The organism is Thiomicrospira microaerophila, from assembly GCF_000934765.1.
Classification (GTDB): domain Bacteria; phylum Pseudomonadota; class Gammaproteobacteria; order Thiomicrospirales; family Thiomicrospiraceae; genus Thiomicrospira; species Thiomicrospira microaerophila.
The window spans coordinates 22,942-30,107 of the sequence record NZ_JYNN01000031.1; the positions used below are offsets into that span (position 1 = coordinate 22,942).

Sequence of the window (7,166 nt, forward strand, 5' to 3'; positions counted from 1 at the left end):
GACTTTAAATGGTTAACAATTGAAATTTGTGCAATGAATTTACAAACTGATTTACACGGCATTGATACGACTTACTGCCTAATCGCGCAATTTCAACCAACTCATCCGGTTTTTCTTGAAAACTATTTGAGAAACTAAAACCCGCAACATCGCTTAGAATAAAACGATCATGCATTCCACCCTCCACTTGATCCGCACGAGCAATATAAACCTCTAGGTTTTTAATCATCGCCAAACGTTCCTGGCTGCGTCCTAAGATTTGATTAGGTGCCTTGTGATCAGCTGTAATAAAAACAATTTTTTTGATATGGTCATGCTGGACAACCAATTGAGCTAGACCTTCCCAGAATGGCCAATATTTGCTGTCTTCTAAATTGAAGTACGGGTCAATAATATTTATCTGTTCACTAACGGAAAATAAGCGATGAAGGTAAGGTAAAAACTTCGATGCCAATAACGGAACCGTTGCTGATGAATCCACCTGCCACTGAGGCGGTTCAAGCCAAATAGTGTCAGGCTTTAACGATTTCTCTGATTCCTTTTGCGTGAGGACACCATCAAATGGATTAGTTTTAAAACCCTCAACATACTGAATCCATGGGGTCATATATTCCACACTTTTTCGAGACGGCGAACGAATTGCTATACCCTGCATTTTCCATTTTTGCAAAGTTGAAATAATAATTTCAGCTTCCTTGCGGTTTACAGAATTGCTCGTTTTATTGAGTTGATCAGCGGCAAGACGCAACCAACTTTTGGGGACAAGCGACAATACACGCCCTTTATCCATGCCAAAGTCCCTTATGAAGATTTTTATTAAATCAGGCTGCGCAAACAAATCTGGATCGAGCGTATATTCTTTTAAGAGCATTAGAAAAGCTCCTCTAACCGTTCCTCAAAAAAGCCTTGTGGCCACGGCGTAGTGAACTCACCCTCTTGGTCTACCCCGATTTTGGTGACCTTGGTTTGACCACAATCATTATCAAAATAATAGATTGCTAAATCATCAGGCTTTAGAATCTCTTCACGCATACGTTTCAATAAGCGCAACATTAAATGCTCACTGTGAGTTTCAATCAGAATAAAACTCTCAGTTCCTGCCTCTTTGCGATCAAAATGTCTTTCTGCCATTGAGCCATCAAGGTTTTTTGTGCTGATTCTGACGGCACCTCTTTCATTACCAGCTGTTTGGTACAAGCCTTCAAAAACAAACAAATCTGCTACGATGGATTGCATGCGCGGATGAATATGTAGTTCTGGTTGTTCAACACTAAATCGTTCGCTATCCAGCGCATGTACAATCACCGGAGTCAGTTGAGAAATGCCAACACCAATCTCTGAAGCCGATGTAGTACTACCGTTTTGAATATTTAAAAAACGTACCTTTTTTTCTAAGCCCACCAAATCCTCTTTAGACACTTGGCCGTTTTTCAATTTGACACGCTTTTCTTCGCTATCAATTTCATAGCTATAGGTTTCAATAAACTTAATTTGATACGGTGTATTAAACCAATTAATCAACCAGTCATTGACTTGAGATAACACATCTATATCTGTAGATAGATCGAGTGGGGGTAAAGTGAGTGACTCCCACGCAGATTCACCAGAATAAGATTTGGCACGTTCCCTATCTCCTAGTTTAAAGAAATAACCATCTCTCTTAACATTTAATTCTAAGGGATATGATGTTTTTGATGCAATATCAGGAAGTTTACGAAGTGGCCCTAAGTGTTCCAGTTTTGAATAACTTATGACCGCTTTATTCACTGCCCGCAAAATCAGAATAATGCTAGACAGTTCTAATATTGGATATCTTAACTTTTCATTTTCATAAGCAATCTTCTTAGCAATATACTTTAATTGCGTATATGTTGATTCACCATCAGCATTATCGCACTCAATAAGTGTATTGATTAAATAATTGACATAACCACTAGACTCCCCTTCAAGACTAGAAAAGCGTTTATTTAAATTGATCAGCTGGCTCTCAAGGCCGAGACGCAAAATTAACTCATGATCGCTATTAAACTTTAATAAACAATCCTTAAAATTAGGTCCATCGACCATTTTGCAAAGCCATTGTTCATTCAGGTTATAAGAAACTGAGTCAGAGTCAGAGCGGTAATCCTCGACATGGTTTCCAAACTGTTTTTTGTTGATTTTTTCTATAGCGAAGGTATGTGAAATAAAATCCTCAACAAAGCTAAAATATTTTTTATCTTTAGATAATAGTTCAACCGGTTGAAATTGTTCTAAATCGAAAAATGCAAATTTTTTTGACATTTCACCCTCAAATTGCAAAGCTACTGTCACGGAATTCTCGCCATGAAAAACATCCTTTTCAGAGAGTGAATCGAAATGATGAATAGCTTTGGTAATCGACGACTTACCAACACTGTTACCTCCAAACAGTAGAGTAATTGGAGAGAATTCAATCTCATGCTTTCCTTTAAAGCTACGAAAGTTTTCAAGGGTTAGTTTTTTTAATTTCATAATCTATAGCACTCTTTATTTAATTGTTTTATCTGCATGGAATTTTATAACGATCAACGCTATTGCTGGTCTGGGGTATAACAATAATAACCACGAACGTCATAACCCATTTCTTCAAGCTCATCTTCATCGTATATCGAAAGCTTCGCCTTAAGAGCATCCAAGTTGTGAATCCAGATTTTATCGTCTTTCATAAAGTAGCGCCCGTTATAGGCGTTATCATCATATACCGCACGATAACCCTCGTCATAAGCCATCTGCTCGCTACGAGTGTATCTTTTCGTTTTACTCATTCGGGACGCTCCTTTTCTGGTGTTTGATTTTGATCGGGAGGAATAGTCACAGTCATCGTCATCGATTCCGTCAGGTATATCCATCCAATAAGGTATGCCATCGGAACCCCATAACCCCTTGGCGTACCCATCATCAAAATCTCCCATCTTCATATCCTTAGCATCATGTAGTAAAAACAATATAGCGACAGCCGTGCCAATATTTACTACAGACCGAGATTTTCCATTCTCTTTTTTAAAGTTTGGTGGTTTTTAAAGCCTAACAATGCTGCCATTTTAGTAATTTGTCCCGCTGTTATACGGGATGCTTCCTTAATATAAAACTTTTGAACATCATTCAATATTAATTCTAAATCAATACCTTGAGATGTATTACTTTCGAACCAACTGCGTGATTTGGACTTACGAACCAAAATCGCTTGCTCAAAGTCCTCAGCGTTAATTTCTTTTTTTTCAGACCAGGCACAAATTCGTAAAACAGTGGCACGTAACTCTCTAACATTGCCCAACCAAGAGTGATTTCTAATAATTTTTTTTACATTTTGGTTAAATTTTTTACTAACATATCCGGGCTGGTCGGCAAGCTCCAAATTAATTTGTTTCAGTAACCACTCAGCAATCAACACAGAATCATCTTCTCTCTCGACCAAAGACGGCAGTTTTAATATTCCGATTGCTATTCTGTAAAACAAGTCTTCTCTAAAAGCGCCTATCTCCACCTGCTCCATCAAATCCTGATGGGTTGCCGCAATCAATCTAAACTGACTAACCTCATCTTTTTTAGCTCCCAGCGGACGAAATGTCTTTTCTTGCAAAACCCTTAACAATTTAACCTGCAGATTAAGCGGTAATTCGCCTATTTCATCAAGGAACAAGGTGCCATGATCTGCTTGTTTAATTAATCCTGCTTGGTCATTCACTGCACCGGTGAAAGCACCTTTAACATGCCCAAACAAAATCGATTCAGCAAGTTCACTTGGAAGCGCACCGCAATTAACCGCAACAAACTCACCTTTGCTTTGAGCACTGGCATTATGTATAGCTTGAGCAAATACTTCTTTCCCTGAACCCGTTGGGCCTAAAATCAAAACCGACACTGCTCTTTTGGCCAATTGCTTTGCACGCTGAATTTGAGTTTTAATAATGGGGCTTTCACCAACAATCGTTTCAAAGTTTTTAATAAAAGCTTTATCTTCCAGCGCATTTTCAAGTGAAATATCCACCTGTTCATTCGCTTGCTCCAAGTACTCAAGCTCGATATGAAACGGTAATTCCACAACGGAACATCGACTCTTATAACCAGACCAGCATACCGCTGGATATTTGGTTTTTGACAGCAAAACCCAAACAGCTTGCATAGTTGGAGTACCGGGGCTAAGAAAAATATTAAGCTGGGCTGATTTATGCTCTGCTGTATGCCGAACACTCTCAAGTAGCTTGTCGACTATAGGAAAAACCTCGGCATAAGAGGTAGGATCATTAAGACCGATTTCGACAGGCTGTATAAGTTTATGCTTCGCTACTTTAGATAAATGCAACAAAAAGGGATGTACCCTTTCAGTCGGATAAGCATAAAGAATAAAAATCTTATCATTCCATTCCGCTACTTGATCGATAAAACTTTCAACAGGTCCAACGTTACCCGACTCAAATTGCTTTAAGTCAGCCTCTCCAATCCATGACATTAATAACTTTTTCATGCTAACCACTCCGAATTTATAAGAGCATTGTTCCGCTGCAACTTCCCTCTTCTCTCGAACAGCCGCAATTCAAACAAATCAAACCTAACAGGCTATTTACTATGCTTAATCCAGTCTACGAGCCAATTATTCAACGATATAATAAACTGAATCCCCCTTACCTTGGCGCGACACTTATTAATTAACTCTGGTTCTGCAACCTATTCTCAAGCATTATTTGTAAGTTTTCGTGCTTTTCATGATTTGAACTTCTGTGTGATTCAATTAGATAGACGCTTGAACATCACAGAAATTAACAATTCGAGCCCTTTTTTTCAAAGTTACTCTATTCTCAATAGTTGAACTTCAAAATATGACGTTGTAAATAGTATCCTTGCAATTTTTTCGTTGTTTTACGTCACTTTTTTGCAATTTTGTGCGTATATCCTGCTTTTTAGATACACGCACCCCTTGAGCCTTAGCTCAGTTGTATGTTTATTGCGCATTTTAGGTTGTATCCGATACACATGAGTGTTAATTTTGCCGCATTGCGCTTGAGTCCGTTATAGCGGGCTTGTGCCATTCCATAGTGCTGTTTTAATACACCAAAGGTGCGCTCCACGATGTAGCGTACTTCGGAGGCCAATCGGTTGTGTTGTTTTTGTTGTTCGGTGAGCGGGGTATTGCGGTAGGCACAGTGCAGGGGGTCATTTTTAATCCGCTTGGTTTTGAGTAGTTTCTCGTGCACTTGGCTTTTGTAGGCACTATTGGCATACACTACTTTTTCGCTGCCCGTTAATGGGGTCTCGAAGATTTGGGTGTCGTGGCTTGATCCCGCCGCGTTTTTGTTGAGGCGGTTGTTTTTGGCTTGGATAACACTGGCATCAATAATACTGACTTCACCGGCTTTCATGATCAAGCCTTGTTGGCGCAGCTGATTATTGATGTTTTCAAATAGGGCATCCAATAGGTTGTCTTTTTGTAGACGTTGGCGAAAACGCCAGATGGTAGAGTGATCAGGTACGCTATCGGTTAAGCTGAGCTGGACAAGGCGACAAAATAATAAATCGCGAGCCAGTTGTTTTTCACAGGATGGATCACTTAGGCTGTACCAGATTTGTAATAGTAGAATCTTGAACATAAGTAGCGGTGGAAAGGCACGCTCACCCATTGGATTGCTATGGATGTTGAGCATTAAGGCTTCACACGCTGACCAGTCAATTAGTTCTTCAACCACATCTAATTCATTGAGTGCCAGATGATGGCAGATAAATGCGTAAGCGAGTGTGTTCTGTGAGAGGTTTTTCCATGCCATGTGTAAGACTCAATAATATGTAATAATAGGCTGTTTTTTTAACATTGCACCGAGAACTTTGTTGATTTATAACGGTTTGGCAACGCGCTGAGTGTTCATTTTCAAGATGAATTCTAGCACATAGAATCTGACTTAATAAGCACACCGAGCGTATTTATTACTCCGTAATAAATTTTATACGGTTTTTAAATGACTACCAGCACTCAAAAAATCTGACAGTGCCGGGGCTATTGAGTGTTTATCGCAGGTTTTCATCAACCCGAATAACAGTCTGGGCTTTGTGCTATAAACCACTGCCCTCTTATCTACTGAGGTGCTGGCAAGCGCAGTGAAACACTTGTGTTATTTAACCTACCTGCCTTTTTATCCACCCTAAAAGCATGCTATAGGGTCATACCTACAATTATTAATCGACACGTGGCTGTTCTAAAAAATAATACTTGACGTATGACATGATATTGGTGGGTTTAACGCTAAACTTCGTTTTTCATGTTTTTGTTTTCAGCATTATATGATACATTGTAACGCATACCACAACACACTACTTATCCCTATGCCACCAAGAAAAACAACAACGCTTAACCTACGCGTAGAACCTAGCATTAAAGAGGCCATTCAAATGGCGGCGCAACGTGACCAGCGTAGCGTTGCGAATATGATTGAAGTGCTCATCCGACAGCACTGTGAACAGGTTGGCATTGTCATCCCTGATCAAGGGCAGTTATTTAACGATATTGTTCAGGATAATGCCGATGAATGAAAAATCTTTAAGGCTCTTAATCAATGAGAATGCGATTAAAAAAGCCCATCTTATCGCCCAAGGTGCTGTTTTTCATATCCACATCGAAGCCACAAGTAATCGATATGTGATTGAAACAACGGATGGCAATCCACGTGCATGGCGTACACTGGATGCGGCGGCTAAATGGCTGCGCAAATTAGGTTTGGGCAAAGCATGTGTGGATTTAACCTACTGGAATCCACAGCAAAAATCACTGCTTTAATTTGACAAAAAACATTGTTTAAATACATTGCTTTTGAATTATTAAAACACCCATTATTTGCTTTAAACCAGCCTTTTATAGATGATTATTTAATCGAGAACATGAACGTGAAAACCCAATCCTTTAATAGCCTGGATCACTATATTCAACTTGCCATGAATCAGATTGATCATGCCATTCACCATCCGCACAGCCAACCCTATTTTGAATCCAGCCGCGTGGATGACTTTTTTTTGACCTTTGTGGCCGGCAAGCTTAACCTGCTGGTTAATCAGTCTAGCGAATTGGATGTGAGTGATTTACTCACGACGTTGGCGATTCAATTTATTAAAGAGGGTTCAGTGGGCATTGTGTTTGGTGAATCTGGTGATTTAAATCAATA

The 7,166-nt window shown here is 39.5% G+C and carries 8 protein-coding genes; 3 read left to right on the forward strand and 5 right to left on the reverse strand.

The genetic code is table 11. From position 1 onward, the window contains the following. Window positions 1-4: 4 nt before the first annotated feature. The 5 genes from NA59_RS10145 to NA59_RS10165 form a co-directional block, all read right to left on the reverse strand. Window positions 5-871, reverse strand: a complete 867-nt coding sequence (locus NA59_RS10145; protein ID WP_044411871.1) for a hypothetical protein — start codon at window positions 869-871, stop codon at window positions 5-7. Continuing rightward, on the reverse strand, window positions 871-2,493 hold the full coding sequence (locus NA59_RS10150) for a DUF3696 domain-containing protein (RefSeq protein ID WP_044411874.1): 1,623 nt from the start codon (window positions 2,491-2,493) through the stop codon (window positions 871-873). Before NA59_RS10150 ends, NA59_RS10145 begins: the two co-directional genes overlap by 1 nt. Before the next feature lie 59 nt (window positions 2,494-2,552). Next, window positions 2,553-2,786 (reverse strand): hypothetical protein, encoded by a 234-nt coding sequence (locus tag NA59_RS15140; protein ID WP_157792595.1) that lies wholly within the window; start codon window positions 2,784-2,786, stop codon window positions 2,553-2,555. 206 nt (window positions 2,787-2,992) lie between these two features. Continuing rightward, window positions 2,993-4,486, reverse strand: a complete 1,494-nt coding sequence (locus NA59_RS10160; protein WP_044411879.1) for a sigma 54-interacting transcriptional regulator — start codon at window positions 4,484-4,486, stop codon at window positions 2,993-2,995. A 457-nt stretch (window positions 4,487-4,943) separates the two neighbouring features. Further along, complete coding sequence (locus NA59_RS10165; RefSeq protein WP_044411882.1) at window positions 4,944-5,780, reverse strand: IS5/IS1182 family transposase; 837 nt, start codon at window positions 5,778-5,780, stop codon at window positions 4,944-4,946. Window positions 5,781-6,399: 619 nt separating this feature from the next. On the opposite strand from NA59_RS10165, the gene NA59_RS10170 reads away from it, so the two are divergent. The 3 genes from NA59_RS10170 to NA59_RS10180 form a co-directional block, all read left to right on the forward strand. Then, the gene (locus NA59_RS10170) at window positions 6,400-6,540 is read left to right on the forward strand and encodes a hypothetical protein (RefSeq protein WP_232504074.1); all 141 of its coding nucleotides are present in this window, start codon (window positions 6,400-6,402) and stop codon (window positions 6,538-6,540) included. Beyond that, entirely contained in the window at window positions 6,533-6,784 is a 252-nt protein-coding gene (locus NA59_RS10175) for an ATP-binding protein (RefSeq protein ID WP_044411888.1), read from the forward strand. Before NA59_RS10170 ends, NA59_RS10175 begins: the two co-directional genes overlap by 8 nt. A 101-nt stretch (window positions 6,785-6,885) precedes the next feature. Beyond that, window positions 6,886-7,166 (forward strand): hypothetical protein (locus tag NA59_RS10180; protein ID WP_157792596.1); only part of this gene is annotated, 281 nt, incomplete at its 3' end.

What these genes read in the sequence shown, in the direction of transcription:
- NA59_RS10145 (WP_044411871.1), bottom strand. Translation starts at nt 871, where the DNA reads ATGCTCTTAAAAGAATATACGCTCGATCCAGATTTGTTTGCGCAGCCT.
- NA59_RS10150 (WP_044411874.1), bottom strand. Translation starts at nt 2,493, where the DNA reads ATGAAATTAAAAAAACTAACCCTTGAAAACTTTCGTAGCTTTAAAGGA.
- NA59_RS15140 (WP_157792595.1), bottom strand. Translation starts at nt 2,786, where the DNA reads ATGAGTAAAACGAAAAGATACACTCGTAGCGAGCAGATGGCTTATGAC.
- NA59_RS10160 (WP_044411879.1), bottom strand. Translation starts at nt 4,486, where the DNA reads ATGAAAAAGTTATTAATGTCATGGATTGGAGAGGCTGACTTAAAGCAA.
- NA59_RS10165 (WP_044411882.1), bottom strand. Translation starts at nt 5,780, where the DNA reads ATGGCATGGAAAAACCTCTCACAGAACACACTCGCTTACGCATTTATC.
- NA59_RS10170 (WP_232504074.1), top strand. Translation starts at nt 6,400, where the DNA reads ATGGCGGCGCAACGTGACCAGCGTAGCGTTGCGAATATGATTGAAGTG.
- NA59_RS10175 (WP_044411888.1), top strand. Translation starts at nt 6,533, where the DNA reads ATGAATGAAAAATCTTTAAGGCTCTTAATCAATGAGAATGCGATTAAA.